The sequence below is a fragment of the Aquabacterium sp. genome (genome assembly GCF_004297345.1).
Lineage (GTDB): Bacteria > Pseudomonadota > Gammaproteobacteria > Burkholderiales > Burkholderiaceae_C > Aquabacterium.
On record NZ_SCTN01000250.1, the window covers coordinates 1 to 15,982 of the forward strand.

General features: G+C 60.4%; 8 protein-coding genes. 3 read left to right on the top strand and 5 right to left on the bottom strand.

The window, feature by feature from the left end; translation table 11 throughout:
- Positions 1 to 186: hypothetical protein (locus tag EPO09_RS08790; RefSeq protein ID WP_290642238.1), on the top strand; the 186-nt coding region annotated here is incomplete at its 5' end.
- Here the strand turns inward: EPO09_RS08790 and EPO09_RS08795 are convergent.
- Together EPO09_RS08795 and EPO09_RS08800 are read right to left on the bottom strand one after the other, a co-directional pair.
- Positions 178 to 1,617, bottom strand: coding sequence for a DUF2130 domain-containing protein (locus EPO09_RS08795; protein ID WP_290642239.1), 1,440 nt, complete (start codon positions 1,615 to 1,617; stop codon positions 178 to 180). The two genes, EPO09_RS08790 and EPO09_RS08795, sit on opposite strands and share 9 nt — an antisense overlap.
- A gap of 423 nt (positions 1,618 to 2,040) precedes the next feature.
- Positions 2,041 to 3,195 carry a S1/P1 nuclease gene (locus EPO09_RS08800; protein WP_367200057.1) on the bottom strand — a complete coding sequence of 385 codons (1,155 nt, stop codon included), beginning with the start codon at positions 3,193 to 3,195 and terminating at the stop codon, positions 2,041 to 2,043.
- Positions 3,196 to 4,032: 837 nt separating this feature from the next.
- Between EPO09_RS08800 and EPO09_RS08805 the strand changes: the two genes are divergently transcribed.
- Positions 4,033 to 6,522, top strand: coding sequence for a DUF4238 domain-containing protein (locus EPO09_RS08805; protein ID WP_290642241.1), 2,490 nt, complete (start codon positions 4,033 to 4,035; stop codon positions 6,520 to 6,522).
- Positions 6,523 to 6,565: 43 nt separating this feature from the next.
- Positions 6,566 to 10,219: a P-loop NTPase fold protein gene (locus EPO09_RS08810; RefSeq protein ID WP_290642243.1), complete on the top strand. Its 3,654-nt coding sequence runs from the start codon at positions 6,566 to 6,568 to the stop codon at positions 10,217 to 10,219.
- Positions 10,220 to 10,229: 10 nt separating this feature from the next.
- Here the strand turns inward: EPO09_RS08810 and EPO09_RS08815 are convergent, their stop codons facing one another.
- The 3 genes from EPO09_RS08815 to EPO09_RS08825 all read right to left on the bottom strand — a co-directional run bounded on the left by EPO09_RS08815 (position 10,230) and on the right by EPO09_RS08825 (position 14,910).
- Entirely contained in the window at positions 10,230 to 10,580 is a 351-nt protein-coding gene (locus tag EPO09_RS08815) for a DUF4113 domain-containing protein (protein ID WP_290642245.1), read from the bottom strand.
- Positions 10,581 to 10,943: 363 nt separating this feature from the next.
- Positions 10,944 to 12,365 (bottom strand): hypothetical protein, encoded by a 1,422-nt coding sequence (locus tag EPO09_RS08820; RefSeq protein ID WP_290642247.1) that lies wholly within the window; start codon positions 12,363 to 12,365, stop codon positions 10,944 to 10,946.
- Complete coding sequence (locus EPO09_RS08825) at positions 12,337 to 14,910, bottom strand: hypothetical protein (RefSeq protein WP_290642249.1); 2,574 nt, start codon at positions 14,908 to 14,910, stop codon at positions 12,337 to 12,339. Before EPO09_RS08825 ends, EPO09_RS08820 begins: the two co-directional genes overlap by 29 nt.
- Positions 14,911 to 15,982 lie beyond the last annotated feature (1,072 nt).

Sequence of the window (15,982 nt, forward strand, 5' to 3'; positions counted from 1 at the left end):
AGCTTCACCTCACAAGAGCAGGCCAAGGCCATCTTTGAAAGCTCAGGTGGGCACTATGTGCTGCATGTGCTTGAAGGCGCCGATCACGCCGTGGAGCACCTGAACGAAGCCTCGCAGCGCGCAGACCAGCTCACCATGGCCGAACGGCTGGCGCGTGATCTGGGCCTGGTACTCAAATCAGAATAAGCCCGTCGGATCCAGGGCAGCTTGCCCACCTTCTGACGAACCTGCACTCTTCAACTCCGCAAACTTGCCAGCCATCGTGGGATTGCCACGCGTCAGCTTCTTGATCGTCACGTCCTGGGCCTTGTCATTGGCCAGACGCAAGTTGCGATCGGCTCCCTGCAAGGCTTCCTTGGTCTTTTGAAGATGGTCAATCGACTTGTCGATTTCAATGATGGCTGTCTCGAAACGCCTGGATGCCAGGTCGTAGTTCTTTGCGAACGCCGTCTTGAATGAATCCAGTTCGTTCTCAAAATTCGTGATGTCGATGTTCTGGGCTTTCACCAGCGCCAACTCGGTTTTGTACTGAAGCGAATTCATCGCCGCATTGCGAAGCAGGGTGATGATGGGAATGAAAAACTGAGGCCGAACCACATACATCTTGGGATAGCGATGCGACACGTCGACGATCCCCGAGTTGTAGAGCTCGCTGTCTGGTTCCAGCAAGGAAACCAGCACCGCGTACTCGCATCCTTTCTCGGCCCGGTCCTTATCGAGTTCCTTGAGGAAGTCTTCGTTGCGGCCCTTGCTTGCTGTGCGGTCGCTCTCGTTCTTCATCTCGAACATGATTGAGACGATCTCCGTACCCGCCTCATCCTTGTCCCTGAAGATGTAATCGCCCTTGCTGCCTGTGCGCGCGTCGTTGTCCTTCTCGAAGTAAGCGCGAGGAAAAGCCGTGGCCCTGATGCGGTTGAATTCCGTCTCGCAATGCTGCTCCAGCGTTTCGCCCACCATCTTGGTCGACAAGCGGGCCTTCATGTCCCGAAGGCGCTCGATGGCGTCATCGCGATCCTTGATCTGTGTCTCGTACTTGTCCTTCAGCGACTTCTCGGCAAGCTGCTTCTCAAGCTCTGAGCGTTCGAGGTTGTTCTTGAGCACATCGCGCTCTTTCTCTACCGCGTTCACGGCCTCGGTAATCGCCAGCTTCTGTGACACAGCGATGGCGTCGAGTTGCGCCTTCAAGCCCTGGATCTCGGCATTTTTTACAGCAGCCGTCTTCTGCAATTCGGCCAACAGCTTTGCTTCTGCCAAGTTGGTAGCAGCCTCTTTATCCTGCTTGGCCTGAGCCAGCTCATTGGCCAATGCGTCGCGCTGCTTTTCCACGGCACTCAAGGCCTCGTTCACGGCCAATTTCTGCGCAACTTCACCGGCCTCCAGCTTGGCTTTCAGTTGCTGGATCTCGACCTCCTTGGCTGAGGCCCGCTGTTGCAATTCGCTGGTGACTTTGGTGGTGGCCAGCTCGACGGCATTGCGCTTTTCCTGCTCGGCCAGCTCCAGCCGCTCATGCAGTTGCTGCTCAAAATCGTTATCGCGTACCTGCTTGAGGATGTCCGCGTACCCGGCTTCATCAATCTTGAACGCCTTGTGGCAGTGCGGGCAAATGATCTCGTGCATGTCCAGGCTCCTCCTTGAATCACTCTAAACCAGCAGCTCGTACGGGCTGCCACGCTGCAGGCATCGGTCAGAAACAAAAACGCCCGGGTAAGCCGGGCGTTTGCATGTGTTCAGATCCTGCCGGATCCTTTCACAGTCTGTGTCATCCGACAAAGTTCTGATGGATGACACGGAAAGTGAAAAGCAACGCGTTGATTCATAAGGCTTTTTTCATGTTCCGTGTCACAGCACGCTCTGGACAATGACACGATTAGTGAAAAATTCGCGCTTCTGTGCCACGTTAAGTGACAACGTTGCAACTTACATATAGGCCACGCTAGCGATCCTCAAAGATCCGCTGATTACATAGCAAGGTTTGGCTCGAGCGCTACACCTGCAACTGTAAGGCTGCAACAACGACGCTACAACTCCACACTTGAAGTCCTAAGGCCAAATCGCTTTCAGAAGTTGGGCCAAGTTCGCTGCCGCCTTGACAAGTTGCTGCTGCTGCACCCTCTCCTTGGCATTGTCGTATCCGGTCTGATCATTGAACTGCACAACCCAATTGCCGCTTTTGAGCACCCCTTTGCGGCTAAACCTTAACCCAGTAAAACTGTTTTGGGCAACCGTTACCGTATCACTTGCCCAAGTCACCGGCCACAGTGTGAGATCACCAGTCATGCCCTCTACTGCTCGCGCGGCAGCGATCATGGCTTGACGCCTCTTTTTGCCTGGTCCTGTTTTTAGCCCGTTGAGGGTGATGGAAGATGGAATGTCATCCCACTCTGAATGGAGATTGGACACCCCGATTTCCAGCTTGTTTCCACCTCGCGTCTGCATCACTTCCGCAAGAGGTATCGACCCGGAATCTGGATTGACCACGCTTCCGTCGTCTGCCAAATAGATTGCCCCGACATGCAACGGCTGGTGCAGATCCCCCACGAAGTGCGCCAACATGAACAACGCTTCCTTCTTTGTCTTGATGGAAAAGGGGGCTGTTGCGGGAGGCCCGTTTCGCAGCACACCAATAGCGGCTTGAATCGCAGAGACAACGTCGAGATCACTGGTGCCCGCCCAGGTTCGTTTGTAGTCGCGATGCTGTACCGCGACGTCTGCGAAATGAAATTGCTTGTGGCACTCAGACGCAGGCTTGCCTTGTTCGCCAGGACAATTTGTCCAATTGCGTCGCGCAAACTCTTCCATCCTCTTTCGCTCTGCAGCGCCTTCAAATGGCACACACGCAGGCGAGTGGTACATGCTGTGGTCGTTGTATTTGAATGTGCCTGATGAACTCCGCTGCACATCGCGAACACAGTCAGGCCAGGTTGCGGCGGTTTGAAGAGACCTTATCTGAGGGCCAAGAATGGCGGCGACCTTCTTGGATGCATTGGTGCCCATGATGAGCTCATCGGCCAGGCTACCAACAAGTTGGTGACCCGGATGCCCCCATGCCAAAGCAGGTGTGTGCCAAACAAATCCAGCGAGTACGCAAACCAGAGCAAGACGACAATGGAACATGATGACCTCACACGTTGCACGAAAACGCTTCGTTAAGAAACCGGTTTCACAGGAAAATGCTCGATAGAGTATCCATTCCATCAAACTTTAGTCTTTGAAGTCTTCGTGCGAGCAGGCGATTTCTCCGTAGAAAGCCTTGGCCTTAGATCCTGCACCCGCACCTCCGTAGCAACCTAGACACCGGTCATTGTGTCCGTCGGGCTACTCGATCTGTGATGACAACTTCGATCCACGCCCACTAGATCCGCCCCCGAACGGAGAAAGACGACAACTGGCCTGGTGCGGGTGCCCCCTCGGTCAACGTCATCGCCCCGGAGCAGTCGCTCAGAGGCACGTCCTGACCGGCCGGTTTAGGGCTAGCAATCCCGAAGCTGGCTGGCTCGATCCGGCCAGGTCCTGACGCTCACGACCGACCGCTCTACGAAAGTTCAACCGATGGGGCGCCGTCCTGCTCGCGGACTGGCGGTTCTACATGCCGTCCACGGAGGTCAAGGGCGGCATGCGCGGCGCGAAGCTCTCCGACCTGGATCCGCTGCTAAAGGGCTACGAGTCGGAGTACCACTACCTGGTCAAGCGCTTCAAGGAATAGTCCAAGAAGGAAGACGCACCGGCGCTGTGGGCGTACTACGCACTGCCGAACATGGCCCGGGGCCATCGACCACGACAACGCTGCAAGACGCGCATCCTGCGTTTTTTGCACGCCTTCTCGCACCTGGACCAGATCGCGGATCCGGAGCACAACCCGTCGATGCTGGCCGAGACGTCATCGGTGATCAGGGATCTTTTTTGCCCTGATCGAACACACTGACGCGGCTCACTTCAAGAGCATGAACGACCTCGTCGCCAGCCCATGAGGCGCCCACAATGGTCGGAGGCGGCCAGGAGATAATTGGTGTTCAGAACGACCCAAGTGAGCGGATGACCGACCAGCAGACCCGGAACAACCACTACGTCCCGCAGTGGTACCAACGCGGCTTCCTTGCCCCGGGCCAGTCTCGTCTTTTCTACCTCAACCTCGATCCGGACCGCAAGACGCTGCTTGATGGCCGCCAGGTCCCTCGCAAGGCGCTCCACGAATGGGGCCCTGTGAATTGCTTCGTGGAGTACGACCTGTACACCACGCACTTCGGCTCGATCGTTAACGACGACATCGAGAAGCACCTGTTCGGCGCCATCGACGACCAGGGTGCGAAGGCGGTGCTCGCCTTCGCGAAGGGCGATCACGCCGACGTCCACGACTCGTTCGAGAACTTCTTCGAGCACATGGCCGCGCAGAAGCTGCGCACACCCAAGGGGCTGGACTGGATCCGTTCGTGCTACGGCAAGCTGGACCAGATCGACCTGATGGTGGAAATGCAGGCACTGCGGACCATGCACTGCACGATGTGGGCCGAGGGCGTGCGGGAGGTCGTCTCGGCGGCTGACTCGGACGTGAAGTTCATCGTGACGGACCACCCGGTGACGGTTTACAACCCGCAGATTGATCCCACAGTGACGGACTGCGCGTATCCGTTGGACCCGATGGTGGCGTCGCTGGGCACGCAGACAGTGTTCGTGCTCGACGCCAACACCTGCCTGATCCTCACGCACCTCGAATACGCCAAGACGCCCGACCGGCAAGACCTGACGCGCCTTCGCACGAACGCCCGGCACCAGGGCATGGGCATGGTGCGCACGGACGCCTTCATCCGCAACCGCCGCCTGGCCCGCGACGAAGTAATTGCGGTCAACCACCTGCTCAAGACTCGCGCCAAGCGCTACATCGCGGCGGCCAACAAGGAGTGGCTCTACCCGGAGCGGCACTACCGCAGCGCATGGGCCGAGATCGCCCAGGTGCTGCTGCCAAAGTCCGACCTCTGGAAGTTCGGAGGAGAGATCTTTGTAGGCTACAAGGATGGCAGCTCCGGGTACTGGGACGAACACGGCCGCACCTCTAGGGCCCACGAGTTTCTGACCCGCAAGTCGCCGCGCAAGAACATCGCGGCCAGCGACTACTGCGGCTGCGGCAGTGCTTACGCCTTCAAGGACTGCTGCCAACGGCTGCCCCTCGCCGAACGCCCGCCTTGGGATGTCTACGGCCTGCGCGAGCGCAACCTGATGTTCTGCAATGTTGTCACGGGCATCCTCGGCATGCAGGATGGCGCGACCTGGGATGACGTGCGCCGCACTCTGAGCGATGACCAAGTCCAACGCATCAACCGCGCCTTCTCGTCTCTCTGGCCTGACGACACCGACCTGGCCACGCTGCTGCCGCGCCCCCATCCCAAGAAGCTGCGCTCGGTCTTCCTCGGCCTTGCCGATCCGCGCACGGTCGAGGCGGCGGTGGTGGGCTGGCTGCCATACATCGATGAGATCGTGCTCGTGAACCCGTTCTTCGTGGCGCGGAACTTGAGGCCCGAGTTCAGCCCCATCGACTCGCCCGCCGGCCACAAGATGCAGACGCTCAAGAACGTCCTGCTGCTGTTCAAGCTGGAGCCGTACATCCGTGCCGGCCTCGTCCATTTTGTGCCCGATCCCGGCGAGGTCTGCGCCCCTCTCGGCCAGCACGTAAGGCAGGTGTTGACCCGCCGAACCGCCGGGTGGAAGCCGCCCAAGGGCGGCCTGCACCAACGGCTCAAGCTTGCCGAGGATGAGGGCCGCCGCATAATCCGGATGCTGCCGGAGAACTCCCTGCGCCGCCACATTGCCAAGCACGCCCCCGACGCTGGCGATGCGATGGTGGATCAGATGGTCGCGTACTTCCGGCGCCAGGCCGAGGCCGACCCATACCTACTTCTGCAGCCCCTGCCCGTGGGAGAAGCCGGTGCGCAGCACCAGATCTTCAAGGGCCTGAACCTGGAGTCCACGCTCTACCTGGCCACTTTGACCGGATCGGTGATTCACGTCGATACCGACGCTCACTGGGAACAGCTGCTGATGAACGCACAGCCCGCAGGCGCGGCGTCACAGCACGTCTGGGCGCCCGTTCGACAGGCTCTAGCCGCCATCACCTTCCCTGTTGACCTGAATCCGGTCCGCGTGGCTGAGCGGTTGACCGAGAGAGAGCTGCCGCCCATCAATGTGCTGCTGCGACGCCTGGCCGATTCGGTCGCGTCCCTGGGAAAAGGCGCCACACCTCAAGCCCTGGCAATGCAGCTGCGCCAGGCCCGTGGCAAGGCTGAGCGCAAGGATCCCGCTATCGACGACAACAACCTGCTCACAGCGCGGTTGGAGCTACACGTGCCGCCGGCGGGCTTCTTCCGCCACGAGGTACAGCGGTTGCTGGTGATGTTCGCGGGCTCGACCCGTCCCCGTCCGGTGCCGTATGCGCTGCGCCTGGTGTTCGATGAAGCGGACGACGCAGACGCTCCGGAGCCGGCCAGTGGCGCTGGCGGAATCCCAGCCCCACACGCAGCGTTGCGCCGATAAAGTGCGAGACCGCAGCGGTAGACAACAAGACAGGGAGTACACAGTGCAAGCGATCCAGGACAACACGCCGATTGACGCCTTTCTTTCGTACCGGGAAGGCGAGACCCGAGTCTCGGAGATCAACGAGCAGCTCAAGCAGTACGGGCTTCGGACCCACTATTTCCATGACAAGGTCAAGCCGGGCGATCCGGTCGACGAAGGGCCGGCGCTAAGCGAAGCACGCTGCATGGTGGTGTTCCTTGGCGACCGTGGTTGGGGCAAGACCCAGCTGCAGCAGGTTGCGACCTTCCAGTCCACCGGGCGCCGGATTCTCCCCGTCCGGATCGGCGTCGTCTCCGAAGCCGCCGGACGCGAACTCGGCGGGCTTTTCAGCCGATTGCTCTACGTCGACCTCACCAAGCACGACGACACGAAGCTGGCGCAACTGGTCCAAGCGATCCGTGCAGCCAACGAGAGTCCGAACGAAATGGAACCGCTCTCCCGCACTGGGCGCGAGTCTTCCCTGACATCCAATGCCTCGTCCGACGAGCCGCCGACCAGCGCCCGCATCGCCCATGTTCTGTACATCTTCAAGGACGGCAGCGATCGGGAGCGCCTGGACGCGCTGAAGCAGCTCAACAGCCTGCATGCCAATGACCGCGGCGCGCTCACCTACATCCTTCGCACGCACCTGCGCGGCGACTTCGCCGTAGGGAGCGAGGGCAACTTCGCGGCCGCCGTGCGCTCACCCACGCGACTGGCGTCAATCCGGTCCTGGATGCTCAGCGCGCTGATTCAACTGGATGCCGAAGGCAACGCCGACCTGATCCTTCAGCACCTGCAGGAGTCCTTTGAGCCTGATCGCAACGTACGGTTCTGGACGCTGGCGGGACTCTACGGCCGGGAGGTGAGCTTCGCGAATGACGCGATCGATCTCGCCCAGGGCGACAAGGAGCCCGAGATCCTTTTGCTGGCAGAGCTCATGCGTCGTTCGTCCGATTCCGAGCTCGTTGAGGAGCTCACCAAGCGGCTTCAATCCAGCGATTTCGAGAAGGTGTGGCAGGTGCTGCGCGCCTTGCGCATCGTCCCGGTGCCGCTGTTGGCCCCGGTGCTGACCGAAATGCTGTTCTCGTCGGCCAGCGATACAGCACTCGCGTACGACGTGCTCTACGCCTTCACCCCGCCGCCGATGGCCAAGGCCGCGGCGCCCCTCCTGCAGAATCGGTGGACATCGGCTCGTGTCACGCGGGAGATCGTCACGACGACGGCCGACTCGACCTACAAGGCGGGCGAGCACTTCGTGCATCTGCTGAGTCTGCTGCCACCCGCGGAGACTATCGGGGCGCTCAAACAGTGCCTGTCCGACCCGCGGCTACGGTACTCGGCCGAACAGTTGCTGAACCAGCTGCACCGCGTGAACGAAGAGACGGCCAGCCGCGCGCGGCACCGACCGGGGTTCCACAGCGACAAGGCGGACGACGTCACCGATCGACTGGGCATCACGGCCGAGGCCCGGACACTCGCCGCCATCATGACGGCCCACGACGTGAGCCCACCCCTGGCCATCGGCCTGTTCGGGGACTGGGGCTCGGGCAAGAGCTTCTTCATGGGCGAGATGCGGCGCCAGTCCAAAGCCTTCTCCCTGCAGGCGAAGCGTCCGGGAAGCAACTCGCCCTTCTGCAAGGAAGTGGAGCACATCGAGTTCAACGCCTGGCACTATGCCGACAGCAATCTGTGGGCGAGCTTGGTCAGCTGCATGCTGGAGAAGCTGCACAACCGTGTGCAGGGGCTTAAGTCACCGGCCGAACAGCGCGAAGAGATCGACCGGCAGATGCTTCAGGCAGTGCATGACCAGCAGAGTGCGATGCTCAAGGCGGATCAGGCCGGCGAGGAACTGCGCGTCAAGAGCGAACAACTGGCGACGGCGGAGGCCGAACGCCAGCAACGCCCGGTCAAGGTCACCGAGTTAGGTGCGGAGGACTGGAAGCGCCTGGTCGACAAGGACGACACGGCGAAGAAGGCCATCAAGGAGATTGCGACACGCCTGGGAATTAAGAATCTCACCGACGCAGCAGAAAGCTGGCAGTCCGCGTTGTCGGAACTTCGGTCACAGGCCGATGTCAGCGTCAGCCTCGCGCGATCGGTCACCACGGAATCGCGCAGGCCTCTGTGGCTAGCGCTGTTGGCCGCCGTGATCGTGATCCCGCTGGTTTCTGCGGCAGTGAACCTGTGGGTGACGGCGGACCAGACGTGGCTCGTCAAGCTTGGCGCAATCTCCGCGCAGATCACCGCCGTGCTTGCCGGCTCCGCCACTTGGCTGCGCAAGGCCATGGCGAGCTTCAGCGAACGCAGGAAGGACTTGGAATCAGCGCGTGACTGGGTGAACCAGCTCCTGCAGGCCAAGCGGCAGGAAGTCCCTGCATCGGAGACGCAGCTCCAGAGGGACGTCAAAAAGGCCAAGGCCACCAAGGTCGCCGCCGACGAACAGGTCGCTGCGGCTCAGGTGGAGATCACACGGCTGGAGACCGAGCGCGAGAAGATCAGTTTGGCGCGCTTCCTGAGCGACCGTCATAAGTCCGACGACTACCGCAAGCAGCTGGGCATTTTCACGACGATCCGGCGCGACTTCGAGATCCTGGTCGACCGGCTCAAGCCCAAGGAGGGCGAGGCTACCCAACTCGATCGCATCGTGCTCTACATCGACGATCTGGACCGCTGCCCGGCCGACAAAGTGGTCGAAGTGCTGCAGGCCGTCCACCTGCTGCTGGCCTATCCGCTGTTCGTGGTGGTGGTGGGCGTGGATTCGCGTTGGCTCCTGCACTCCCTGTCCAGCCACTTCAAGCAGTTCGACGACCACGTCGCGAAGCTGGCACAGGAGCAGGATGAGGATGACAGTGCCGAGCACTGGACGGCCACGCCGCAGCATTACCTGGAGAAGATCTTCCAGATTCCTTACGCCCTGCGGCCGATGACAGATGGCGGCTTCGGGCAGATGATGGACGCGCTGCTTAAGCCGGCGGGCGACGGTGACGTCGTGCCCCCGGCTGAGCCCAAGGCGACACCTGAGGAGCCGAAAGCCCCCGCGGCCGGTCCGGCTGTATCGCGGTACGTCACCGTCCCCGAGGATCAGGCCAGCCGGCTGGCCCAACAGCCGAATGTCGCCTCAGTCTCCTTCGTGTCCAAGGCGGTCTCCGAGGACAAGAATGCGTTCACTCCGGCGCCACAGCAGGCCAGCACTAGCGACGAATCGCAGGATACGGTTCTGGACGAGGCCGCGTTGACGATTCAGGCCTGGGAGACCGAGTACGCTAAGCGTCTGCACGCGTTCATCCCGTCGCCCCGGGCAGCCAAGCGTTTCAGCAACGTCTATCGCATCCTGAAGGCCACGGTACCGGCCAACGAGCTGGCGCGCTTCGAAGGCTCCGCGAACTTCCCTGGCGAGTTCCGGATGGCGATGATCTTACTGGCCCAGCAGATCTCGTCGCCGCTTCGCGCGGCGCAATGGTTCGAGTTCCTCGCGCAACAGCCTTCCGACAGACGTCTGCACGACGCGCTGCTCCACCCGCCCGAGGGCCGGCACCATGTCGCCAATGGGATTAAGGAAACACTGGAAGGTCTGATTTCCGACGATGCCCGCGACCTGCTCATCGAACGAGTCCAGCACTGGCTGACCATCGTCGGCCGATTCTCGTTCGATCTCACGCGTCGCAGGACCTGAAGCCAGTCCCTCAGGCGCCAATCGTGGGCATCTCGTTCCACACCATGGTGTAGCGCGGTGAGCGGCGATCCAGCTTTGTGGCCCACACTGCGGCCTCGGCACCGTTGGTGGCCATTGCGGTGCTGCCGAGCCTGACCGATTCGCACTCGTAGCGGCGATTTAGCGCGTCCATCACTACCATTCGCTTGGCACGCGGCGCGGACGTCGCCTCGACTGGCTCTTCGACGGCTGAGAACCAGTCGAGCACGCCCTGGTCGCTACCTGCCTGCTGGAGATCCGCCAGGATCGCCCCGACCCTGGCGTATCGGAAGCCCGCCTTGAATTGCGTGCGTACTTTCACTTCCGCGACGCGCATCAGCATGAGCTAATCTCTGAACGGCAGGTTTTAGGCGTCCAGTCCAAGCAACCCGAGGGCTGGAATGGGTCGATCGCCGGCGCTCTCGAAAGACCGCTGCGCGGCTTCCAACGCCGCAAGCGCGACCGTTCAGGGTTGAGCAGCTCCCGCTGCAAAGCAGCCTGTCGTCGTGACAGGTTAAGGCTGATTGCTGAAGTTCACCAACGACGCCTTTGCGGCATCTCGGCTCCCTGTTCGATGTGGTCAGTTTGAAGGCCCCCAAAGGAAAGCTGCGGATCGAGCAAGAACCTGAGAAGGGCTGCCGATTCGGCCCCGCAACTTGACTGACGACGTCGTGCGCTTTTGACATTCGGCGAGGCGACTAAGGCCTCAACGAGACAACTTGCTCGGGCGAGTGATGTTCCCCTGGATGACGAGCGTGATGACCGCCACGTTAGCTGGCGGTGCTGACATCAAAACGTCGATGCCGTCGGCCGCCGACCAAGGCGCAGAATTTTTGGCGCTGGTATCCAGAATGCACAACAGAGCTACGCGCTTGCCTTTGGCCACCGCGTAGCTGGCAGCTTGCTCGACATATTTGCGGCAGTCTTCCATCTGTTTGATGCGCGTGCTCGTCTCCTTGAGCTCGATTGTGATTCCGCGAAGGCTCAAGTCAGTGAAGCCCCCTGCGGCCGCAGTGTGCTCATCCAGATCCGACCCGATGCGGGGCGACCGGCGAAGGTCTCTTCGAACGTAGGCTTGGAATTCCTTCTCGCCCCACGCGCCATCGAATACGGCGTCTTGAACTGCTCTCCCAGCAAGATTGCCCAGGGTGGTCAGTAGCTCAAGGAAGTCCGAGAGCTCCTGGGCATTCGCCCAGCCTTCCCGTCGCAGCAGATCGCGGATCAACAGGATCTTCTCGTCGATAGGCTGATAGCCGGTGATCGAGTTGGCCCGTATATCGAAACCCTCCACCAATAGCGTGCGGTGGCCGACGACAGCAACGGGCTGCTCTGCGTTAGCGGGTTGGAATGCCGCCGTGTACTTGAACTCGAAAGGCCTCGATTTCAATCCTTGTGCGATCTGTAAAGCCGCACGACCCGTCTGGATGAGCGTGTACGGCGGCTCGGTGGACGGCTTCGTGAACGTGAACTCGGAGAGCTCGTAGGTGCTCCTGGGCTCTGCCGAGATCGGTGTCAGCACCAGGTGAGTGGCACCTTCTGGCCATCGAGAGACTCTGACCTCGATCTCCATGTCATGCAATTCGCGCGGAACCAGGTGGTGGATGTTGGCCGCTGGTTGGCCACCCAGCTGGAACTTCACGAAGGCTACTGAGAGCTCCGTAGGCCGTGGGCGCTCTTCAACTTGCTTCGGCCCGGCCGGAATGCGTGGCCGCTCCTCAGAGAACACACCGATCGGCAACGGGATGCCAGCCAGCGTTTTGCAGATGGACTCGAACTCAGCAATGGTGGCGACCGACTGCAATGAGGCTGATGCATCCACGAGGCTCTTGGCGACGTCATTCTCACCAAACTCCTTTAGCCAAAGACGATGGCGCTCCACTGCACTGCGCAGGAACCGGTCACCGTCTGGAGCTGCGTCGAGAACTGCTTGCCGCCACTCCGCCAGAGAAAGCACGATGCGCAAGAGCGCCGCAAACGCGCCGTAGATCGTTGCGGTCGAAGCACGCCCATACCTGAGAGAAGCATCATCCAACTCGGTGCAGATTTGGCGCAGAAGCTCCGCGCTGACGACTTCGCCACCGCCGAGCTTGCGGAGCGCCTCAACTGCCTGAATTCGGGCGAAAAACACCTGGGAAAGGATTGCGTCTCTCTGCATATTCCTCTTGGTCTTCCTTCAACAATTGATAGAGGCCTTCCCACTCCGCCTTCAGCGCATCCTGCCGAGACAGATCTCCTGCAGCAACAGCGGCCTCGAACTGTACCGCCACAACGTGGAGCCGCCTGGACCACTTCATGCGCCTCATGGGCACGGTATCGGGGATCGCCTCCCAAGACGATTCAATGGCCTCGACGGCTTCATCCCAAGCCCCGACGCGAGTGAGGACTTCAACGACGGCGCCCACGTACCAGCCACGATCTGCCCGGCGCACCGATAGCTTGCTGAGATCTGCGGATCGCTTGCTTGCCTCGGCATCAGGTATCGAGTACAGCAATCGGATGACATCCTCCTGACCATGGTCGCTGACCTCCGGATCTTCCAAAGCCCTGAGTACCAGATCAACAAAGGTCGGCTGGTCCTTCAGATACTTGGAGAGCGAAGTGAGGTCTCTGAGGTGCATGTGGACCGAGCCACCCATCAAGACTTTCAGGCACCACCGGGCCAGATTTGCACGGGATGCATCGTCAGCGGTGTACCGGCGGAAGTAGAGCTGCATCCAATCCAACAGGAAACTCTCAACTTTTCCCTTGTTGCCATAGACGCGCAGGAGCGTCAGGAGTGCCCTGCCGGCCCTCTGCTCCAACGCACCATTGAGAGAGATGCTCTCAAGCGCCTTCGCTGCAGCCTTGTGGACAATCACGTACTGGTCTTCCAGAAGCAGGATGAATGCTTCAAGAACCAGCTCCGGGAGATCGTTGGAGCGCTTCCGTCCAGCGCGTCCCAACGTCTCCGCAGCACTTGCACGCACCAGCGTTGAGGTGCCCACCATGGCCGTGTATAGCTCAGGCAAGACGAGACGCAAACCTTCTGGTGTTGCGACAAGCTTGCTCGACTCATCCAACAGGACAGCGATCAGGGTGTCACGGCCGCCGTCAATCTTTGACAAGAAGTCGACGTATGACTCGGCCCCAGCCGGACTCCTGCTGGCTGCGGCCGCCGCTATCGCCGCGAACACTTCTCGCGAGTAGTAGAGCGCCGTTCGAGAGTTTTGAGCTTCCAGCACTTCAAGGAAGTTTTCCGACTTGCTGAGCGATCGCTCGGCGTCAAACGCTTCGAGACGGGCGTCCATGACGGCAGCTGCGCCCAGCGCAATGTCCAACACGTCATCAACAGACTGTGCGGTCTCCTCGCCGTACGACCTCAGCGTTTGAGTAATTTCGGTCAGCACAGTGAAATTCTTCGAAGTGCTCGACCACGCTACAAACCGCTTCAGAGCGGTGGCAGCAACGTCGCCATCCAACACTTCCACATCGGTGCGACTGGTCCTGAAGATCTCGCCATATGCCCTCACGAGGCGAGCTTCACCCTCCGCTGTTGCTCCTTCGAAATGGGTGGCGACCAATTTGTCGGTCTCAGAAGGCGCATGGCGGAGGGCAGCGGCAACCGCACGTTGCAGATCGCTGCACACCATCCGCCTTTCTCGGTCGGCATCGCTGTCGTCGATCAATAGATGCGCACGCGTCAGCTTGGTCACAAGCGACTGTGAGAACCGGTCTAGGAGATCCGGAGCTTGCACAGAGAGAACCTTGAGCCCGGCAGTTCCCATCCGAATGGCATATGAGCTCCGTGAATCGAGCAGGCGCTGAATTGCGCGACAAACGGCCTCTGGCCAGACTGCAAAAACGGCCGTCAAGGGATCGGGATGGAAGACCCGCTCGCCATGGCCAAACTCGGAGCGAGGGGCTCGTGCGAGGCGAATCAGCGCTGGAGCTGCCGCCTCCATTGTCTGTTCATCTGCTAGCTCAGGCGTTTCCATCACGATGTACGCAGCAGTTTGAACTGCGGCGCGTTTCGCTAGGCACCGCAGCGCTGCATCCGCAAGGCGGGCCGGATCAGCTTTTGCACACTTCAGAGCCTGTAGCGCCACGTCTTGGCATCCGGCCTCCGGGGATGCGGTCAACTCAAAAAAGTAGTCAGTGAGCGATGGCGTTAGGACTTCGGGAGCGAGCCGCACCGTCTCGACGACTCGTGTCTTAGCGTCGTCGGCATGGGTGGCGTCGAGGGTGTCTAGGTCGTCAAGCAGGGCTCGAACTGCTGCGTTCTGACCGACGCGTAGGGCCTCTCGTTGCTTTTTCCGTGCCTCAAGAGCCGCTTGTAGTTCCGCCTCAGCACGATCAGCCTCTTCCTGCTGGCGAATTGCCTCGCGGTCGCGCTGCCCCACCAGGATGGAGAGATTCGGCATGCGTACCGCTTGGCGCTTGTCGCAATGCGCGCAGTTGCGGTCGTGAAAGTCGAGGGCACACGATTCCAGGTACCAGCCGGCGAAGCCGCTGGCTGGGGCGAAGTCGCACTCCATGGCGAAGTGACCAATCGGCAATCCAGTTTGCTGAGCAATCAAGCCAACTCCGCGCTGGTTGCTCACGCGCGCGTGGGAGCACCAGTTGTGGATGAGCTCCGCAACCTCCTTGTTCCGCTCGCCGTCCCTGATCATCTGACCATATCTAGCTTCGTCCATGCCGTCCGAACTCCTGATCGCTGCGCGACCGCCCCGTCGAGCGAACCTCCGCATGCGCGGAACCTCGCTGTTCCAATTCTTTGGTTTGAAGACGAGCTTACCGCCGCCATCGGGCCGTAATCCTCGGTTCAAACCCAAATCGGCGCGCCGCGAAGGGCGTCGGCGACGCATGCCGACATCAGCTCGGCCTGCAGCGCTCCTGCTGTGATGGTCACTCAGGATGACGGGCGCGTGACACGCAGCGGACGGCTTAGCCATCAGCTGAATTCAGGCGTCGAACGACCGCTTGTGGACGCCGTGTTCCACACAGGTGAAGTCAGCTACCGCTGCGAAGCCGACTCTTGTGAGACGTGGCGTTGGGTATGAAAATATCCGCCAACAAAATGCACACAGGAGATCACGCTATGCCATTCAAGAAACTGTATGACCTCGTCGTTACTATCACCAAGGATTTCGGAAATTTTATCGACCAACTGATGGATGGCACGTCCCCATGGCCCAAGCGATACCAATGGCTTGCAGGGAATGCCGCGAAGTCCTGGAAGGGTTTCAGAAAGCTCCCGACGCTCGGAAAAGCACCCACGACCACGCTAACGCTCATGTGTCTCATGGCAATCTTGTACTACCTAGTGTGTGTGTATTGTTTGCTAACGGGAATTCGGATACCACTGGTTGCCCAGCAACCAAATGTTCCCCTGCATCAAGTTCTCCTTGCCTGTCTCCTGACGGGGCTCTGCATTGGCTTTTCCTTTGGCGAAGGACTGCGACTGACAAGACACGCGGGTCGGTTGTGGCGACGAGCCCCCGTGCTTGCTAAAGCACAGACTGCAGTGTGTTTCATGTGCGCTAGTGCAGGTGCCGCAGCGATACCCCTATTGCCTCTGCTTAACTAGTCGTACGGCTCAAGGCCCACTTCTCTGCGCTTGTAGAAGTACTGCCTGGACCCATCAACCAATGGCCCCGTCGCAGGACGAGCATCGGTAATCCCCCCATAAACCATTGCTCAGAGAAGTAGAGCTATGCGGCCATGGCCAACCGCTGCTTGGGGGTGATGCCGCCCAAGGCCATGTTT